Annotated in this window: 7 protein-coding genes and 1 pseudogene; 5 read left to right on the forward strand and 3 right to left on the reverse strand. The window is 62.8% G+C overall.

Annotation, left to right across the window (positions count from 1 at the left end):
- Window positions 1–32: 32 nt before the first annotated feature.
- Together ACVT6V_RS02880 and istA are read right to left on the reverse strand one after the other, a co-directional pair.
- Window positions 33–650, reverse strand: a pseudogene (locus ACVT6V_RS02880) (ATP-binding protein); the annotation flags it as partial.
- A gap of 61 nt (window positions 651–711) precedes the next feature.
- The gene (istA, locus tag ACVT6V_RS02885; protein WP_489898306.1) at window positions 712–2,262 is read right to left on the reverse strand and encodes an IS21 family transposase; all 1,551 of its coding nucleotides are present in this window, start codon (window positions 2,260–2,262) and stop codon (window positions 712–714) included.
- A 195-nt stretch (window positions 2,263–2,457) separates the two neighbouring features.
- Between istA and ACVT6V_RS02890 the strand changes: the two genes are divergently transcribed.
- Window positions 2,458–2,796: a protein NO VEIN domain-containing protein gene (locus tag ACVT6V_RS02890; protein WP_489900691.1), complete on the forward strand. Its 339-nt coding sequence runs from the start codon at window positions 2,458–2,460 to the stop codon at window positions 2,794–2,796.
- Between the two features lie 27 nt (window positions 2,797–2,823).
- Here the strand turns inward: ACVT6V_RS02890 and ACVT6V_RS02895 are convergent, their stop codons facing one another.
- Window positions 2,824–3,954 (reverse strand): DNA cytosine methyltransferase, encoded by a 1,131-nt coding sequence (locus ACVT6V_RS02895; RefSeq protein ID WP_489898307.1) that lies wholly within the window; start codon window positions 3,952–3,954, stop codon window positions 2,824–2,826.
- A gap of 166 nt (window positions 3,955–4,120) precedes the next feature.
- On the opposite strand from ACVT6V_RS02895, the gene drmD reads away from it, so the two are divergent.
- The 4 genes from drmD to drmB are packed head-to-tail and all read left to right on the forward strand — an operon-like array spanning window position 4,121 to window position 17,146.
- Window positions 4,121–7,327, forward strand: a complete 3,207-nt coding sequence (gene drmD / locus ACVT6V_RS02900; protein ID WP_489898308.1) for a DISARM system SNF2-like helicase DrmD — start codon at window positions 4,121–4,123, stop codon at window positions 7,325–7,327.
- Complete coding sequence (locus tag ACVT6V_RS02905) at window positions 7,324–11,385, forward strand: Eco57I restriction-modification methylase domain-containing protein (RefSeq protein WP_489898309.1); 4,062 nt, start codon at window positions 7,324–7,326, stop codon at window positions 11,383–11,385. The genes drmD and ACVT6V_RS02905 overlap by 4 nt, the downstream gene beginning before the upstream one ends.
- Complete coding sequence (drmA, locus tag ACVT6V_RS02910; RefSeq protein WP_489898310.1) at window positions 11,382–15,065, forward strand: DISARM system helicase DrmA; 3,684 nt, start codon at window positions 11,382–11,384, stop codon at window positions 15,063–15,065. The genes ACVT6V_RS02905 and drmA overlap by 4 nt, the downstream gene beginning before the upstream one ends.
- A complete protein-coding gene (gene drmB / locus ACVT6V_RS02915; protein ID WP_489898311.1) occupies window positions 15,062–17,146 on the forward strand; it encodes a DrmB family protein in 2,085 nt (694 codons plus the stop codon). Before drmA ends, drmB begins: the two co-directional genes overlap by 4 nt.

Raw genomic sequence — 17,146 nt, forward strand, 5'->3', positions numbered from 1 at the left:
GCACACGTTCGCGCGAACAAGTGCGCTTTTTTGGGGGCGCGGTTGCTGGTCAGGATCAGTGGTTTGCCGGCGATCGCGCGGTCGGAGACGAGGTCGTAGAGGTCGTCGGAGCCGGTGGTGGTGTGCTCTCGCATGGCGAAGTCGTCGATGATGAGCACGGCGGGGCGGGTGTATTCGCGCATGCGTTGCCCGATGGTGCGATCGGCGTGGCCGCCGGCGAGATCGGCGAGCATGCGGGCGCATTTGACGAACCGCACGTCGTGGCCCCGTAGGGCGACCTGGTGGCCAAGTGCTTGTGCCACATGTGTTTTACCTACACCGACCGGGCCATAGAGGATGACTGATTCGCCGGCGTCGAGCCAGCGCAGGGCGGCCAGGTCGCGCAGCATCGCGGCCGGGAGTTTGGGGTTCGCGGTGAAGTCGAAGTCATCGAAGGTGGCTGATTGCTCGAACCGTGCCCGACGCACGCGGCGCGCCAGGGCGGCGGTCTCACGGCGGGCGATCTCGTCCTCACACAGCACTTGTAGGAACTCCAGGTGCCCGAGTTCGCCGGCGCGGGTTTGGGCCAGTCGGGCGTCGAGGGTGTCGAGCATGCCGGTCAGTTTCAGCGCTTTGAGTGCGGCTCGCAGGCTGGGATCATGAATTGTCATCAGAGTGTCCTTGTTGTGAAAGATGTTGGCAGGGTGGTGGAAGTAGTGTTGAACGAAGGACCTATTGGCCGACGGCTGCGTCGAGGTCGTCGGTAAAGGCGGCCGGGCCACGCAGACACGCCGGTGGCGTGGGAGCCGGCGGCGTGGGGGTGTCGTCGTGTTCAGTGCCGGCAACCAGGATGCCCTTGATGGTGCGGGCGCCGACATCGCCGACCGCGATCGCCCGCGCGCACGCGGCGTTGATGCGGTCATCGGGGTACTTCGTGCGTAGGCCCACGATGGATTGCACCGCGCGCAGCCGGTGGATGGCGTTGACCTGCGAGAGTTCGTCGACCACGGCCACGGCGTGCTCACCGATCTGTTCGGCCTGCCCACGGCACCACACGACGGTGCGCGACTGGTGAGCGATCTTATGTGGCGGGTAGTGCTCGAAATGGGTTGAGCGGCCGTTGAGGTGGAGCACGTGGGTGGCCACCACCTGATCGTCGGTGAAGACCTGCACCACGTCCCCGCAGGTGCGTACGCGCACGTGGTCACCGATCAGCCGCCACGGCACCGAGTACAACGCTTTGCCGGCTTTGACATGACAGTCCGGGGCGACTTTGCCGACGTGGTAGGTGACGAGTTCGAAACGACGGGATGGCAACGGTGTCAACGTGTCTCGTTCGCACTGTTCGAACAGCGAGACCGGCATCATGCCGCCGATCCCGCGGTGAGAGTGCCGCCCATACACCTGAAGGCACCACTCGATGGCGGCCTGCTGCATCTGCGAGACGCTCTCGAACTCGCGGCCCCGGAAGAAGGAGTCCCGGATATAGGGCATCGGACGTTCAATGCGCGCTTTGTCTTTCGGTTTGAACGCGCGTGCCGGATCGATCAACACACCGTAGAACGACGCCAACTCGGCATAGGCGCGGTTGAGTTGCGGATCATAGAGATCGGGTTTGGTCACCCCGGTCTTGAGGTTGTCACACACAATCCGCTCCGGGACGCCGCCGAAGAACTCGAACGCCGCCACATGCGAAGCGCACCAAGAGGTTTGATCCATCTTCACCACCGGCTGCACGAACAACCAGCGCGAGTAAGCGAGAATGATCGCGAACGCCCACACCGTGACCCGCTTGCCCGTGTCCGGGTCGGTCCACATCCCCAACTTGCCGTAATCGACCTGGGCTTCCTCACCCGCCGGGATCGGCCCCCGCGGCGGGGTCGCCTTGGCCTCTTTGACCTGATCGGCGAAATGCGTCGCCATATAACGCCGTACCGACGATTCCGACACATCCACACCATGATCATCCCGAAGGCGTTGCGCGATCGTCGCGATGGTCACCGCGGCCTTAAGCTGATCAGCGATCCACTCATGATGAGCCGCGATCCGCGGCCACGTCACCGCCCGCACCGACGGATCGACCACCTCCGGGAACCAGTCGGCGATCAACGCCCGCCACACCGACTCATCGAACACGCCATCGGTGCCCGGGCTCATGCCCGCCGCGACCGCCGGCGCCAGAAACTTGCGGATCGTTTTGCGATCGATCCCCAACGCCGCCGCAATCTGAACCTGCGAGCGCCCGGCATGCCAATGCCGGAACAACTCCAACAACTGCATCATCGTCCACGTCCTCCGTGCCACCTCGGGCCCCTTCCCAAGACCCCAGGAGGAGGCCTTGGCAGGAGCGAACCTGTAGCAGCACCCCAACCCCCGCAGACACGCCCCAGGGTGGGGAATTACGTGACAGCAGGGTGGGGAATTACGTGACGGACAACCCCATCAACCTGGGGAATTTCATGACCGCTGACAGCCGAGCTGGAGGCTCGCCGACTTCACGAAGCCGGTGCGAAGTCGCTCAGCGAACGCGTGGAGCATGTCGCTGCCACACAGGGCGATGGATTGGGCTTCGACGTTCTGTCATTCGAGGCATCCGGCCGGGAGAAACTCATCGAGGTCAAGACGACCACGTTTGACAAGTTCACTCCCTTCTACGTGACGCGAAACGAGTTGGCGCGGTCCGAGAGAGATTCACCGATCTACCATCTGTATCGCGTCTTCGATTTTCGCCAGAGTCCTCGACTGTTCGAACTCTCTGGCACGATCAGCCAGAACTGCCATCTCGATGTCGCGACTTACATGGCCCGAGTCAATTGACAGGCCGCAAGCACTTGCAGAGACGACTCAGTTGCTCGACTGAAATCTCACATGAGCGTGCAACGCCGCGTTGAAGTCCGGACGGCGTCGTAGCGTGCTCGCTTCTAGTCGTCGGGTGAAGCCCGCCGTCGCGGCCAGGCTCAAAGGCTCAGCTCCGTACCGATCGAGGACCCCTTCGAGCGTGAGCTCGCACGGCTTCGACAATGGCCTTTCGGACAGCTCCCAGGCCTCAGCTTCTCCCCCGACGCAGGCCGCGGCCGTAGGCCAACGCGAGCCGACAACAATCGCTCGTCGGGGGACGTCGACGGTATCCGCCGGATCGACTAGCCGTTGGCCTAACCAGCTGGCCACCGGAACCGTCACCGCGTTGCCGACGAGTTTCCACCGCACACCCTGCTTTGCGACGCTGCTCGTCCAGCCGGCGCGGAATCCCTGCAATCTCTCCCCCGCCTCGATCGACGGCCTCGCGATAGCTTGGCCGACTTGCCCGCCAGGCCGCCAGACGGCCGGAGGAGAGGCGATCCCCAACTTCGATCCGCCCTTGAGTGTTGGAGTGACCCCCTCTCCCCAGCCCAGGCCGCGATTGCCCTCGGTCCAGTAAAAACCGTAGGCCCCATGGGTGCGCTTGACATCCTTGACGCCTGCCTCATCCGCAAAGAGGACAGTCCGTGGATCGTCGGTCTTCGACGCAACGAGGATCACACGTCGCCGACGTTGACGCACTCCGAAGTGCCTGGAATCGACCACACGGTAGGCCCAATTCCACTCGTACTCTTGAAGCCAATCAGTGACTGCACGGATAGGTGCTCCACCATGGAGCGTGAGCATGTTCGGAACGTTCTCCAGCACGAGCCAGGTCGGAGCACTCTTCGCTATCAACCGAAAAACGTGGCGAATGAGGCCTGACTCGTCCCCGTCGATCCCGGCCGTCCGACCCACCTGACTGAGGTCAGTGCACGGGAAACCAGCAGTCACTACGTCGACGGCTGGCAGGCCACTGAGCTGCGTGATGTCGCCGACTTGCTCAGCGTCGAACCGAGCCGACAGAACGCCGATAGCGGGGTCCCAGTTCTCGCACAGTAGATCCGTACTGATTCCTGCTCTACTCAACCCGAGTTCGAACCCACCGATCCCAGAGAACAACCCCACCGCACGCATGTATCCATCCTCGAGGATTTCGACAGGTTTGGCCAGCTCGACGCTTCGACAAGGCCAAACGTCTGCACGCTCAATCGCCAGTCGGCCCCATAGTTCCTTCCCGCTACGACACTCCGGATGCGGGACAATCAAGACGGCCACGTTTCGGCCGACCATGTCGGGGCAGATGACTACAGTTTGCTCCGTGGGTCATGCGCAGACGACGATCGAGACGAACAACCCCGCGAGTGTTCCGGAGGTGGGTCAGCTCGTATCTGTACGAGGCGCTAACTGGGCGGTAGCCGATGTGCAGCAACAAGGTCTTGGTCGAAGCGCAGCAGATGACGCGACTGCTCAACTTCAGCACGCAGTCACACTGCAATGCGTCGACGAGGACCGTCTCGGACATGAAATGCGCGTCGTCTGGGAAATCGAGCTCGGACACAGCGCCCACGCTCATCGAGGGCTACCCGAGCAGGTAGACCCGGAGCGATTCGACGACCCGAACAAACTGGCGGCATGTGTCGACGCACTCCGGTGGGGCGCGATCACCAGCGCCGACGACGGCACGGTCCAGGCTCCGTTCCGTAGCGGAGCCAACGTCGAGCCGTACCAGCTCACTCCCCTCAAGCGAGCCCTCGCGAGCCCGCGAGCCAATCTCCTCCTCGCGGACGACGTCGGACTCGGGAAGACGATCGAAGCCGGCCTGGTCATTCAGGAACTACTCCTGCGTCATCGCGCACGCACTGTGGTCGTGGTCTGCCCGGCGGGTCTCGTCTTCAAGTGGCAGGACGAGATGCAGGAGAAGTTCGGCCTCGACTTCACGGTCGTCAATTCCGACACGATGAAGGACGTCCGGCGTTCCCACGGCGTGCACGCGAACCCATTCACACTGTTCCCCCGGATCATCGTGTCGATGGCGTGGCTACCTGGGCAGCGGGCACAACGCCAATTGCGGGACGCATTCGGCTCCAGCACGCGCTTTGCCTTCGACATTCTTGTTGTTGACGAAGCCCACCATGTCGCGCCGAGCAGCCCGGTCCGGACGAACAAGGTCGGACTCGAGCGTCGCGGCTACGCCGTCGATTCACATAGAACACGTGCCGTCCGCGAACTCGCGGAACGCTCCGAGCATCGCCTCTTCCTTAGTGCGACGCCGCACAACGGATACACAGAGTCTTTCACCGCGTTGTTGGAGATGATCGACCCCCAGCGGTTCGTCCGTGGGAACAAGATCGATCCGGTTGCGCTCGATGAGGTGGCAGTTCGACGCCTGAAGCGCGATCTGAAAGAAGCGAAGGGCTTTCTCGATCGTCAAGTCACTCCTATGGCGTACACGCCGAGCGACGGGGAGTCCGAGGCTTACGACCGGTTACTCGCCTTCACCAAACGACGCGACGCGTCGGTGTCTACGTCGGGTTCGGGTCGTTCGGCGAAAGACATGGCAACGCTGCTGCTGAAGAAGCGCTTCTTTTCCTCCCCCGTCGCCTTCGCGCAGACCGTTGACGTCTACATCGACACCAGAACCAGAGGACTCGACGTCGACTTCGACCTCGACTACGACGAGATCTTCGGCCCGGACGCCGACGAACTCGAGGAGGGCAAGGTCGATCAGCCCGAGCTCGAGGCACTGCGCGACGCCAAGAGCTCACTTCCCGCGCTGGCGGCCGAGGACATCGACGATCTTGGGTGGTTGAGCAGTTGGGGGCACGGTTACGCGGGTAGATCCGACTCCCGACTCAGCGTCCTCGTCAACTACATCGAGGGTGTCCTGCGCTCTCACGGTGACTGGAACAACGAACGTCTGGTGATCTTCACCGAGTATGTCGACACCCTGCGGTGGATTCGAGAGATCCTGCGGCAGCAAGGCTACGACGACGACCGTATCGACGTCATCGAAGGATCTACCGATGCACATGAGCGCGAACTCATCCGCGCCCGGTTCAATGAAAGCCCCACCAAGGCACCGATTCGGATTCTGCTCGCCACCGACGCCGCAGGCGAGGGCATCGATCTCCAGAACCATTGTCATCGCCTGGTCAATTTCGATATACCGTTCAACCCCAACCGGCTGGAGCAGCGCATCGGCCGCGTCGATCGGTATGGCCAGCAGCATTCACCGGACATCCGGCACTTCGTGCCAGTCGAGGGCAGCGGAACGGCATTGGGTAAGGACGTCGACCTTCTCGCCCGAGTCGCGAACAAGATCAACCAGATCATGCAGGATCTCGGCTCCGCCAACGAGATCATCGCCCCCGACATTCAACGACAGTTCGGTGGGCAGGTCATCGAGCGCCCCAAGGCCAAGGCCGAAAAGGACCCGATCGCCGGCATGATGCGCGGCGAGAAGGTCCTCAACGCCGAACTGGCGCAGCTCGAAACGGACCTCGCCAACAGCCGGGAGCGACTGCACCTCCGCCCCGAGAACCTGCAGCGCGTCGTCGAGACCGCCTTCGAGCTCAACCAGCTCCCGCCGCTGAAGCTCGTCGGTTCCCAGGACACCGATGCGCCGGTGTTCGTACTGCCGAATCTCGATTCCTCCTGGGAGCAGGTCACCCGCGGGCTCTACACGCGCTTGGACCCGGACAATGCCCGCCCGATCGCCTTCGATCCCACGGTTCTCAAGCCCAGGGAGCAGGGCGGCGACCCCGACGTCGTGTACATGCATCTGGGGTCACCGCTGCTTCAGCGCTCGACCCGACGGCTGCGGGCAGCGCTGTGGGGCGGCGATCGGTCACTTCAGCGTGTGACCGCGACAGTCGTCCCGGGTCTCGACGAGTCGTACGCCGTCGCGGTGACGCGCCTTGTTCTGGTCGGCCGCGCCGGACTTCGGCTCCACGAGGAAGTCTTCCTCGCCGGCACCCGCCTCGGCCGTCGCCAGGCCGTCGGCGAGCAGCGTGCCGAGGAGATACTCGAATCGACGCTCGACCGCACCGACCTCGACCTGGTTCCGTCAGACATCGCGAACCAGCTTGCCGCCGCGTGGAACTCCTCCGACGAGAGCGGTGTGCGTGCGCGGGTCGAGCAGGCGATCGCCGACCGTGCCGAGCGACGCAGGCGAGCCGTCGATGGGCAGCTCGCCGAACGAAAGCAGGCCGATCGAGCTCGGGTCGATGAGATCTTCGGTCGATTCGGCCAGACGCTTCGTGATGCTCTCGCCGAGGCGGAGGCGATGGACGATTCCCAGTTAGCGTTGTTCGACGACGAGCGTCGTCAATCCGAACGCGACCTGCGCGAGATCAGGCGCAGGATCGACGCGCTGGAGGACGAACGTGATCGTGAGCTTGAGGCTGTTGACACCCGCTACGACGAGATCCGCGCCTGGGAGTTCCCGGCAGCGGTGATTTTCGCAATCGCTCCCAAGGACATCGAGAATGGATTGGCACTGCGATGAAGAAGGCGATCTCACGCAAGCAGGACTTCCACTCCGACTGGCTCAACCAGGTCGATATCGAGGGACCGTTCCTCGCACTGCCCGTCCTGAAAGACATTTGGAAGGACGGCGTCGACCGTCTCGGCGACGCTGACGACCGACTTCTCACCTTCAAGCAGGCGTTCACTCGATGGCAGCGCGCTCTCGACAAGTTCGCCGCCGAGCCGCGTTCCCCGGAGTCCAAGGCCGCCTATGCCGAGGTGAACCACGCGTGGATCTACACAGTCCTTGATCAGATCGCCGAATGGGACGAACTCCGAACGGATGTCGACGTCAGCATCCAGTCACCGGGCGAACAAGTCACCGTCGCTGCAACCGCAGGCCTCGAGGGCCGTGACGGCAATGCCGCAGCGCTGCTGCTGATCTGCGATCCGACGACGGGTGGTTTGCGTGAAACGGGGCTGGACGGCTGGCCGGCAACAGAAGTCGACCGACTGGCAATGCTGCTCCGCAAAGCCAAGGTCGAGGTCGGCATCGTCACCGACGGCCAATGGTGGTCACTGGTTTCAGCCAGGGACGAAAAGCCCACCGGCTCAGGTATGTTCAATGCCCTTACTTGGGCAGAGGAACCGCTCCTCCGGGACGCGTTCTTCGCCCTCATCAACCAGCGTCGGTTCCGCACACACGACATCGAGCAGCGCCTCACCAGGCTGTTCGAGCGGAGCGAGCTCGAAGCCGAGGCGATCACCGAAGCCCTCGGCACCCAGGTCCGCAGGTCCGTCGAGCTCCTCGTTCAGGCGTTCTCCGAGGAACGATTGAAGGCCGCTAAGAACGGCGAGCCCGATCCGCTCACCGAGAACCCCGATGACGTCTACCAGGCAGCTGTCACTGTCATGATGCGGATCGTGTTCCTCCTCTTCGCGGAGGAACGCGACATGCTGCCCACCGAGAAGCTCTACTGGGACTCGTACGCGATCAAGGATCTCCTCACCGATCTCCAGGCGCAGGCCGCTGGCGGCGAGGAGCATCTCGACGAGACCTACGATGCCTGGCATCGACTTCTCGCGGTCAGCAAGGCCCTGCACGGCGGCGTCAACTACGACGAGATGCGGATGCCTGCCTACGGTGGCTCCCTTCTCGACCCTGACCGATTCCCCTGGCTGCACGGCATGGACGACCACGGGCTGCGCCTGAAGGTGTCCGACAGGGTCATGATGCACGCGCTCGAGTCGGTGCAGACTGTGGTCACCGGAGGTGAGCGTCGCCGAATCTCATTCCAGGAGATCGATGTCGAGCAGATCGGCTACATCTACGAGGGTCTGCTCGGCTACTCCTGCGGCAATGTCACAGACGACATCGTCGTCGGCCTGGTAGGTAAGGACGGTGACGAGCCGGAGATCCCGCTCGGCACTCTCAACGACCTGTGGAACGACAATGGCTGCGATCCGAAGAAGGTCGCCGCGGCCCTCGTTGCGTGGACTAAGGAAAACCAGCCAGCCGCCACGAGCAAGACTGCAGCCGCGCTCACCAGACTGATCGCGAAGGAACCCACGCCGGACGAACGGGCAGAGTTAGTCCGGCTCCTGACTCCGATCGCGGGCAGCGATACCAACCTCCTGGAGACACTCGTCGGTTGGGGCAACCTGATCCGCCGAGACCTGCGGAACATCCCCCTCGTCTTCCCTGTCGGCGGTCTCGTCGTCGTCGAAACACCGTCACGGAAGAATGCCGGCGCCCACTACACGCCGCGGTCGCTCGCGGAAGAGGTTGTGCTGTACGCGCTCCAGCCACTCGTCTACGAACCAGGTCCGCTGCAGACCAAAGACGAAAAGGAGTGGAAGCTCAAGTCTGCGAAGGCGATCCTTGACCTCAAAGTCGCGGACATCGCTGCCGGGTCCGGGGCATTCTTGGTTGCCGCGGCACGCTACCTCTCCGAGCGCGTCGTCGAGGCGTGGACACGCGAGCACTATTTGAGCGATGCGGACCTCGCTGACCCAGATGACGTCAAACGTCGCGCGCTGCGCGAGGTGATCGCCCGCTGCCTATACGGCGCTGACATCAACCCGATGGCAGTCGAGATGTGCAAGCTCTCCCTGTGGCTGGTGTCTATGGACAAGACCAAGCCCTTCTCGTTCGTCGACGACAAGATCTTCTGCGGGAACTCACTGCTCGGCCTCACAGATTTGAATCAGCTTCGCTACCTCCATATTTATCCGCGATCGGCGCAGACTCAGCTGTCAATGCTCCTTGACGTCGATTCCAAGATTCAGACAGCCATCAGACTGCGTCGCGAACTCGCCAACACAGTCATAGAGCACGACCCGATGCGGTCCACGCGCGGGAAGAATCGATTGCTAGAACAGGCCCATAAGACCACTTGCGAGCTTCGGTTGATAGCAGATGGAGTCGTCGCGACTGCACTTCACCTAGGCGCAAAACCTGGGCGCAACCTCAATGCTGCCTTCGATACATTGTCGCGGGAGGTTGGTGACGCCTTTCCCCCAGACGGCACCAAGGAAAACAGTGACAATTTGACTAGTCGGATCCAGTCAGGGTTGACCCCTACAGTCGATACAGATTATGAACGGTGGGTCCCGCTTCACTGGGCCATTGAGGCACCAGACGTAATCCTCGATCACGGGGGCTTCGACGCCGTCATCGGCAATCCTCCCTTCCTGGGCGGCAAGAAGATCACTGGCGCACTGGGAACCAATATCCGGGACTGGTTCCTACATGTGCTAGCGGCGAGCCGGCGTGGAAATGCAGACCTAGTCGCATATTTCTTTCTCAGATCGCTTTCGCTGGCGAACCCCAACGGCGGACTCGGCCTAATCGCCACCAACACGGTTGCGCAGGGTGACACACGTGAAGTAGGACTAGATGCGATGGTTGGTGACGGCTTCACCCTCACTCGATCAATTCGTTCACGTCGTTGGCCAGCCTCTGGCGCCAATCTTGAATACGCAGCCATCTGGGGAACAAAGAGGGCAGTTTCCAATACAGTCAAGCGCATTTGCGATGGCTGGCCCGTCTCGCAAATCTCCACCCTTCTTGAGCCCGCAGGACGGGTAAATGGAGCCCCCATGCAGCTCCAATGTAATTCAGGGGTGACGTTCATCGGCTGCTATGTTTTAGGAAAGGGATTCCTAGTAGATGCCGAGGACGCAAGTTCATGGATCGCGGAGAGTCCAGCGAACGCGGATGTTCTCTACCCATTCCTCAACGGGGAAGATCTGAATCGACGCCCTGATAGTTCAGCCAGCCGGTGGGCAATCGACTTTAACGACCGAAGCGAGGACGAATCAGCGACTTATTCCGAACCATTTGCACGGGTGGAGCGGGATGTCAAACCCGAACGGCAACGACGCGCAGAGAATGGCGATTACGCGCTTCGCAGGCCACTACCTCAGCGCTGGTGGCAATACGCAGACAAACGGCCCGCTCTGCGACGCGCAAAAAAACTCTTTGATGAGGTAATCGTCATTGCACAAACAAGCAGTGCATTGATTCCCGTGCGGGTTTCAAGTCGCCAGGTTCTTAGTCATATGCTTGTCGTCTTCGCGACCGACGACTTCGCAGATCAAGCAGTGCTGTCCTCATCTCTTCACCAATTGTGGGCAATAATGTACGGTTCAACGTTGGAGACACGACTTCGATACATACCTTCGGATGTATTTGAGACCTTCCCCAGGCCAAGTCGAACAGATCAATTACATGCGGCAGGTCATTTACTCGACGAGCAGCGCCGAGAGATCATGCTGCGCCGACAGATTGGTTTAACTTCCCTGTACAATCTCGTCAACGACCACACTATTTTAGATGATGACGACGTTAGTCGATTACGCGAGATCCATACTGTGGTCGATGAGGCGACAATGATGGCGTACGGGTGGAATGACGTTCCGCTCGGGCACGGATTCCACACTTATCGCCAGATGGAGCGTTGGACGGTGTCGCCCGCTGCCCGAGTCGAGATCCTCGACCGACTCCTGGAACTGAACCACGAACGTGCTCGGGCTGAAGGGCAGGACGTGCCGGAGCAGCGTACGTCAGACCGAGAGGACACAGTCTTCTCATGACCGCCAGCGAATCCACCGCCGTCCGGGCCGATCTCCTCGGCCTGATCGAGAAGGAACTCCTCGGACCACGCAACGGCCCCGAGGAGGAGATCAAGGGCTCCCCGCGAGCGGCATACATGGTTGGTGCCCTCGCGCCGGTGACGATCGACCCCTCAGTCGGCGGAGTCACCGATGCCGATTTGGGCGCCGACCCCGCGGAGACCGGTCAGGCGATCAGCGACCTCGACCCGACAACGAACGGGCAGTCTGGCGTCCCGGTCCCGACCGACGAAGACATGGCTTCCTCCGACGACGGTGAAGACCGAGACGACGGCGCGAAAGGTGCGCTCACGCACCCGTCGTCGATGGGTTTGCGGTTCCAGGTTCCCAGCGACTGCGGGATTCTGACCGTCACCTCCTTGTGGGGTCGGTACGAGACCTTCCGTCGTGAGAACGAAGACGGCCGCAAGGTCCAGTGGGCGCGTCGCACCCCAGTATCGAAGTCTGCGGAGTTCGACGTCCGCGGTCAACGTGGTCACACCACCCTCGCGCCAATCACACTCGATGCCGACGTGACACTGCGAGTCGAGCTGTTCCCCAACGGTGATCGCACGATCGTCGAGCTCGCCTTGTCCAACGATCGAGTCACCGGGATGGACGCACCGCCCGGAGACTGGCTGTTCCAGACCAAAATTCAGGTCGAAGCCAACAGTGGAGCGCCGGTGTTCCTGCCGTCGCGCGATGTGCTCGACGCGGATTACTCCGAAACCGACGACGAACGACGACGGCTCGACCTGCACTACCGGCACCGTTTAGAGTTCGCCATCGGGCGGACGGCGTCCGTCACCTGGACCGAAACCGACGACGAGTCCCGCCGCGCGACCTCGGTGGAGACGACGTGGCTCCCCACTGCCGAGGTGCCGCAAACCGTTGCAGGTGAAGCCGGCGCTGCAATCACCTCGATGCGCCTCCTGATGGATCTCACCCCCGAAGGGGTGGACGAGGCGTTCCTTCCGCTTGTCGACGGCTACCGGACGTGGCTCGACGAGCAAGTGACGCTGGCCGCCAAGCTGCCCGCGCACCTCAAAGAGGTGGCCGACGAGGCTATCGCCGAAGCGGGGCTCGTCGTCACTCGACTCGAAAATGGACTACGACTGCTGAAGACCAGTCCCGACGCGCTAGACGCGTTCCGCTTCATGAACCGCGCAATGCGGGATCAGCGAATGCGGTCGCAGGTCGCCGCGGCACGGTCGGAACGCAGCGATCTTTCCATCAAAGACGCTCTCGGCGAAGTCGAGGCTAAGGGTGATGGTGCCGCGTCCTGGAGGCCGTTCCAGCTGGCTTTCATCCTCCTCCAACTCCCCGCACTGACCGATCCGACAAGCGAATCCCGCAGCGGCGCAGCCGCAAACGTCGAACTCCTCTTCTTCCCCACCGGTGGTGGCAAGACTGAGGCGTACCTCGGCCTCGCCGCGTTCACGTTCGCGATTCGCCGTTTACAAGGCGTCATCGACACCGACGACGGTCCGCTCGACGGCGGTGATGGGGTCGCCGTACTGATGCGCTACACACTTCGACTGCTTACCTCGCAGCAGTTCCAGCGCGCTGCCGCCCTCGTCTGCGCCGCCGAGCTCATCCGCCAGTCGGACGTGGCGAAGTGGGGAGGCCGACCGTTCAGTATCGGGCTCTGGGTCGGGTCAGCGGTCAGCCCCAAGCGTTACACCGAAGCCAAGGAACAGGTCAGGACAGCTCGCGAGGACACCGGCAAGACCCACGGTTTGACGGTGTTGCAGCTCCAGCGCTGCCCGTGGTGCGGGTCGGTGATCGACCCCAAACGGGACCTCCAGACGGTGGGGGCCACCGAGCGGATCGAGGTTCACTGCGGCGACCGCAAAGGCATCTGCCCGTTCTCGATCGACGGCGGCTCCGGCGCCCTACCGATCACCACCGTCGACGACGAGCTGTACCGCAATCCGCCCACCTTCCTGCTCGCGACCGTCGACAAGTTCGCCCGGCTCGCCCGCGAAGGCGAGGCCGCAAGCCTCTTCGGATACGTGTCAGCTCGTTGCCCTCGGCACGGGTACCGGCACCCCGACTCCCGGGGCAGCTGCAACGGAAAGTCCCACAACCGCAAGAACGAAGGTGGCGTCACCTACCCTGCCGTCCAGATCGCGACGGTGCCTCGCCTGCGGCCACCAGATCTGATCATTCAGGACGAGTTGCACCTGATCACCGGTGCCCTGGGGACCGCGGTCGGTGTGTTCGAGAACGCCGTCGACGTGCTCTCGTCGTACGACCAGAACGGAACGACGGTCCGCCCGCTGGTCGTCGCCTCCACCGCTACGGTTCGCAACGCACTGAACCAGGTGACCGCCCTCTACGGACGCGGTGTGGCGGTCTTCCCGCCTCAGGTCCTCGACGTTCGCGACACCTTCTTCTCACGCGAAAAGAAGCTGTCCGACGGAGACCCCGGCCGCAAGTACATCGGCGTCTGCGCCCACGGAATCCGGCTCACCCTTGCGGAAATTCGGATGTCCGAGGTCCTACTCCTCGCCGGACAGAAGCTCCTCGATGAGCACCACGACGCCGCGGACCCCTACATGACGACAGTCGGGTACTTCTCCGCTACTCGCGAGCTTGCCGGCATGCGGCGTTACCTCGACGACGACGTGACCACCCGCGTGGCCGGCAACACCGAACCGTTCCCGCGCCGCACCACCGACTGGACCCGGCTCGAGATCGGCGAACTGACGGCACGCATATCCTCCGAGGAGATTGCTCGCACCCTCGATCGGCTCGCATTACCGTTCACGTCGACCTGGACCCCCGCCGCGGGTGGGTCGGCGCTGCCGCGCTGGACCACTCGCGGGAAGGCGGCGTACGGCAAGGCGCTTGCCGAAGCCCACAACGCGAAAAAGGAACCGCCCAAGCCGGTTCCCCGCCCCTACGACGTCGTGCTCGCGACGTCGATGCTGCAGGTCGGTGTCGACGTCCCCCGGCTCGGCTTGATGCTCGTTGTTGGCCAACCGAAGAACACGGCGGAGTACATCCAGGCCTCGTCCCGCGTGGGCCGCGATGCTCGCAAGCCGGGTTTGGTTGTGTCACTGGCAAATTGGTCCCGGCCCCGCGACATGTCACACTTCGAGTCGTTCCGCCATTATCACGAGACCTTCTACGCACAGGTCGAAGCGCTCAGCGTCACGCCCTACTCTGACACTGCCCTCGAACGCGGCCTTACCGGCATGCTCGTCAGCGCCATCCGCGTCATCGACGAACGAGATGCAGACTCGCTATCGCCCGAGCCAGGCGCCAGAGAAATCCTCAGCAAACTACCGACGGCTCATGCTCTGGTCGATCGGATCATCGCACGTGCGACCCCCGCTGCTCCTGACTCAGGGACTGTAACCCACATGCGTCAGAAGCTCCTCCATCGCATCGACCGCTGGTACGCCAAAGCGCAAGAGAACTCCGGTGCACTCGTCTACGAGCGGAAACGTCAGGACCACATCGAGTTTCCACTTCTCATCAGCCCTGAAACCACAGTTACCTCGACTGCGGACCGCATCTTTGTGGTGGCTAACTCAATGCGCGAGGTGCAACCCGAGTTCAACCTGCTGGTGAGTCCTGGCCGCGACAACCTCGCCTTCAAAGAGCGGACCGGCGCCCCGTCATGGCAGTTCCCCGAGGAAGGCAGCGAATGACCGAGACCACGCCCGCAGAACTCGACGGCGGCGATATCCAACCGGTCAGTGTCGGTGCGACGGAACTCAATCCGATTGCCGACATCGAAGCCAAGATCACGAAGAACCGCAGCAAGGTCGGATCACTCCGGCCGTCCGCGCTGCTCTACACATCCGGTATCGGTGCAACCGTCGACCTCCCGCGCCTGTCCGTCATGCCCAGCGGCCTCGACAGCTGGCAGCGCTACTACGACCGACGGGCCGGCGGGGCGGACGTCATCATCGAACCGCGACTCCTCGAGCTCGTCCGGGCTTACCTGGGTAACCAGGTCGACCAACTTCGGAAGGCTCCGTGGGCACCGGAGTTGCCGGGTGGAGCCGGCGATGACGCCATCGACCTCGGAATCCCAGCACGGGTGTTCCCCCAATGGCTTCGCTGCACCGGCTGCAACCAGCTCGCGCCCGTGAACCACCAGGTGTTCGAGTTCAAGAATGTACTGAGATACCGACCGGATCAGGCGCAGTTCGTCCACAAGAACTGCAAAGGGTGGGATTCCGGTTCCAGGGGCACCACGGGACGGAAGGGTAAGGAACAGGCAGCGGTGCCTGCCCGATACCTGATCGCGTGTGTCAACGGTCACCTCGACGAGTTTCCTTATGCTGCTTGGGTTCACCGAGGACAGTCGTGCCCGAATGCGCCGATCCCATCGCTTCGTATGCGGGAATGGAAGAGCAACATCGGTCCGGATGTCCAGATCGTCTGCCTCTCGTGCGACGCGCAACGCGGCATGCTCGAGGCGACCGGCCTCAAGGCCGCGGAGAAGCTCCCCCGGTGCCGCGGCCGGCATCCTCACCTGGACGCCTTCTACAAGTGCGACCAGCCGGGCAAGCTGATGATGCTCGGTGCCGCCAACCAATGGTTCGCATCCACAGTCGGTCTCCTGGCATTGCCTCGCGAAGAGTCCGCCTCCTCAGAGGACCTGCTTCCGCACCTGGAGGGCCTGCCCCCCAACATCATCGCGACGGCCACGAGCAGGGACTCACTCACCGCTTTCCGCATGCTGGTCACGACTCTCGCGCAGACCGACGTCTTCGAGAAGACCACCGACGACGCCCTCTGGGACGCCCTGCAACTGCTGAAGTCCGGGAAGTCGTCTAGCTCCTCCAGTTCGTCTGCCAGCACGGACCCGACCGACATCCTCCTGCCGGAGTGGCTTGTGCTGACCGACGAGGCGAAGTACACAAAGCACAGCGGTGCGGCTGATTTCCGCGCCATTCGACAGGACGTCCCCGACACGCTGCGGCCGCTCGTCACAGAGGTCGTTGCGGTCGAGAAGCTCAAGAAGGTCAATGCCTTCGTCGGCTTCACCCGCATCGACGCCCTCGACCGCATCGACGACAGCAAGAGCCGCGTCGCCCCGCTGGTTCAAAAGGGTCGACCATCCTGGGTGCCCGCCACAGAGGATCGTGGCGAGGGCTTCTTCCTACAGTTCGACGAGACAGCCGTTCTGGCGTGGGAGGAGAAGGTCCTCGACCTGCCGATCTGGGAGACGTTCCGCAACGCGCACGCGCTGAACTTTCGGCGCCGGACCAGTAAGACCTCCGACAGCACCATCGATCCCGACACCCGATTCCCCGCGCCTCGATACTGGGCAATCCACACGCTGTCGCACCTCCTCATCCGTGAGGCAGCAATGTCGAGCGGATACGGGTCTGCGAGCCTGACCGAGCGGATCTACGCCTGGCGGGAGGACGGCGGCCGGCCGGCCGCGGCGGGCCTGCTCATCACCACGACAGCGTCCGACAGCGAGGGAACCCTCGGCGGGCTCGTCGACCTCTCCCGGCCGGAACGGCTGGGGCCGTTGGTACATGGAGCAGTCCGCCGGAGCGACCGCTGTTCCAGCGATCCGGTCTGCTCCCATCGCCGACCGCGCGGCAAGGAGGACTTCCTCCACGGGGCAGCCTGCCACTTCTGCCTCTTCGTCAGCGAGACGAGCTGTGAGCGGACCAATCGATTCCTCGACCGACGCATCCTCCTCGGTCTCCTGGTCGACAAGGACATCTCGACGCCCGGTCTGCTGACCCCGATCCTCGGTAGGTGA

The organism is Gordonia sp. LMA167, from assembly GCF_058130025.1.

Excerpts from the sequence above, each read along its gene's own strand:
- drmD (WP_489898308.1), top strand. The coding sequence starts at position 4,121 with ATGACTACAGTTTGCTCCGTGGGTCATGCGCAGACGACGATCGAGACG.
- ACVT6V_RS02895 (WP_489898307.1), bottom strand. The coding sequence starts at position 3,954 with ATGCGTGCGGTGGGGTTGTTCTCTGGGATCGGTGGGTTCGAACTCGGG.
- ACVT6V_RS02905 (WP_489898309.1), top strand. The coding sequence starts at position 7,324 with ATGAAGAAGGCGATCTCACGCAAGCAGGACTTCCACTCCGACTGGCTC.
- istA (WP_489898306.1), bottom strand. The coding sequence starts at position 2,262 with ATGATGCAGTTGTTGGAGTTGTTCCGGCATTGGCATGCCGGGCGCTCG.
- drmA (WP_489898310.1), top strand. The coding sequence starts at position 11,382 with ATGACCGCCAGCGAATCCACCGCCGTCCGGGCCGATCTCCTCGGCCTG.
- drmB (WP_489898311.1), top strand. The coding sequence starts at position 15,062 with ATGACCGAGACCACGCCCGCAGAACTCGACGGCGGCGATATCCAACCG.